At 48.9% G+C, this 2,215-nt stretch carries 2 protein-coding genes; one reads left to right on the top strand and one right to left on the bottom strand.

Annotated elements, in window-relative coordinates; translation table 11 throughout:
• The coding region (locus F8N00_RS17665; RefSeq protein WP_421018709.1) for an aminotransferase class I/II-fold pyridoxal phosphate-dependent enzyme at positions 1 to 376 on the bottom strand (376 nt) is incomplete at its 3' end.
• A gap of 148 nt (positions 377 to 524) precedes the next feature.
• Here F8N00_RS17665 and F8N00_RS17660 point away from each other — a divergent pair.
• On the top strand, positions 525 to 2,135 hold the full coding sequence (locus F8N00_RS17660; protein ID WP_421018708.1) for an alpha-glucosidase: 1,611 nt from the start codon (positions 525 to 527) through the stop codon (positions 2,133 to 2,135).
• Positions 2,136 to 2,215 lie beyond the last annotated feature (80 nt).

The following is a 2,215-nucleotide window of genomic DNA, read 5'->3' as shown; positions in this document are numbered from 1 at the left end:
ATGTGTATAAGAGACAGTCTCCAGGGTTGACGATCGTCTGCGGTAAGGCGACGATTCCGGCTTTACTGCCGAGGAGAATCGCGACTTCCGTTGCCGGATCGATCGTGACACCGAATTCAGTCGCGTAAAAGTTTGCGACAGCTTGTTTTAGAAAATCATGTCCACGAAATGGTGGATATTGAAGGTTCGTTGGCTCGTCGATAGCTTGTTTTAAGGCATCGAGAATATGTACAGGCGTCGTTTGGTCGGGTGTTCCTTGACCAAGTGTGATGACATCATGTCCGGCAGCTTTTACAGCACCGATTCGGTTCGCAAGTTCAGCGAAGACGGGAGCAGGAAGCCGATCAATGGCGATGGATGGAGCGAAATGTTTCATGGATGAATGCCTCCTTCGTGGTATTGTCGTCAAGGATAACGAATATTCAGTCAAAAGAAAAGAACTTTTTCGAAATTTAAAAAAATTGTCGGATAAACAGGTACAGATAAGTGGAGCGGGAATAAAGAGTAGGGAGAGGAGTGGGAAGATGAAGCGAGCTAACTGGAAAGAGGCAGTCGTCTATCAAGTCTACTGGCGTAGCTTTAAGGATTCGAACGGGGATGGGATCGGTGATTTAAGAGGTGTCATCGAGAAGCTTGATTACATCGCTTCACTTGGTGTCGATGTCGTGTGGCTGAATCCATGTTATCGTTCCCCGGACGTCGATAACGGCTATGATATTGCCGATTATTACGAGATCATGGAAAAAGCGGGAACGATGGGAGATCTCCAGGAGTTGATCACGGCTGCTCATGCCCGTGGATTAAAGATCATTCTCGATTTAGTCGTGAACCATACGAGTGACCAGCATGACTGGTTCCGTCAGTCATGTGAGCGGATCAACGATAAGGATGACTGGTACATCTGGAAAGACGGCACGAAAGAGACGCCTCCGAACAACTGGCGCTCGTACTTTGCGCCAAGTCCGTGGACGTGGAGTGAAGAGCGCGGGCAGTATTATTTTCATTCCTTCGCCAAAGAACAACCGGACTTGAACTGGGAGCACCCAGCTGTGAGGCAAGCAATCTACGATATGATGAACTGGTGGATTGCTCAAGGGATCGACGGCTTCCGGATGGATGTCATCAACTTGATCAAAAAACGGTCGTTCGAGGATGTCGCCAATCCGTTTGATCTCTCGTACCTTGGGAATCAGCCAGGTGTGCATGACTTCTTGCAGGAGATGCATGCGAATGTTCTCGCTGGTAAAGACTTGTTTACAGTCGGTGAGATTCCGTTCGTCGGTCCAGAAGATGGACTGTTATATGTCAGTGACGAACGAAAAGAACTCCGGACACTGTTTCACTTCGAGATCGCGGACGACATGGAAGCGATGGATCTCTTACGATTCAAGGAGATTCAAAAACACTGGTACGACGTCTTATACCCATTAGGTGTCAATTCACAGTTCCTCAACAACCATGATCATACACGACAAGTGACGCGCTTCGGCAGTGAACGATACCGGGTTGAGAGTGCGAAACTACTCGGTTTGATGTTGCATACGTTACCGGGCATTCCATACGTGTATCAAGGAGAAGAGATCGGGATGACGGGGATTCGCTTCTCGGATCCGTCGCTTTATCAGGACGTCGCCTTTCGAAATCGATACGCGGAGCGCGTCGCTGGCGGAGAGGACCCAGAGGTCGTGCTCTCATCGATGCAGTTACTCGCGCGCGATAATTCCCGTACACCGATGCAGTGGGACGATACACATGCAGCTGGCTTTACGAGTGGTAAACCATGGTTAGCGGTCAATCCGAATTATACGGACATCAATGTCGCGCAAGCAGAAGCAGATCCATCGTCCGTGCTTGCTTTTTACAAGTCGCTGATTCAAATGCGAAAGGATCATCCGATTATGGTCTACGGTACATACCGAGACTTAGCGCTTCATGATCCGTATCTCTATATCTATGAGCGGGAATTAGAGGGAGAAGTCTGGCGGATCGTCCTCAACGTACATGATGAACCGATGCAGACCGCCCTCGTCTTACCACAGGAAAAGTTGCTCATATCAAACTATCCGGATAGCCCGGATATCTTGCGTCCTTACGAAGCACGCGTCTATCGTTATTCTGTTGCAGGACAGAATTGAACCACTGGACGAAAAAATGGGGGTAACTCAAAAAAAGAATGACGCGTCTTTTCACGCCCTTTCCTCAGGCGAGACACAAG

Source organism: Exiguobacterium sp. A1_3_1 (assembly GCF_048985645.1).
Lineage (GTDB): Bacteria > Bacillota > Bacilli > Exiguobacteriales > Exiguobacteriaceae > Exiguobacterium_A > Exiguobacterium_A indicum.
This window is presented reverse-complemented; position numbering and strand designations above follow the sequence as displayed.

Bases quoted from the DNA above. Each gene is read 5' to 3' on its own strand.
- F8N00_RS17660 (WP_421018708.1), top strand. From the start codon at position 525: ATGAAGCGAGCTAACTGGAAAGAGGCAGTCGTCTATCAAGTCTACTGG.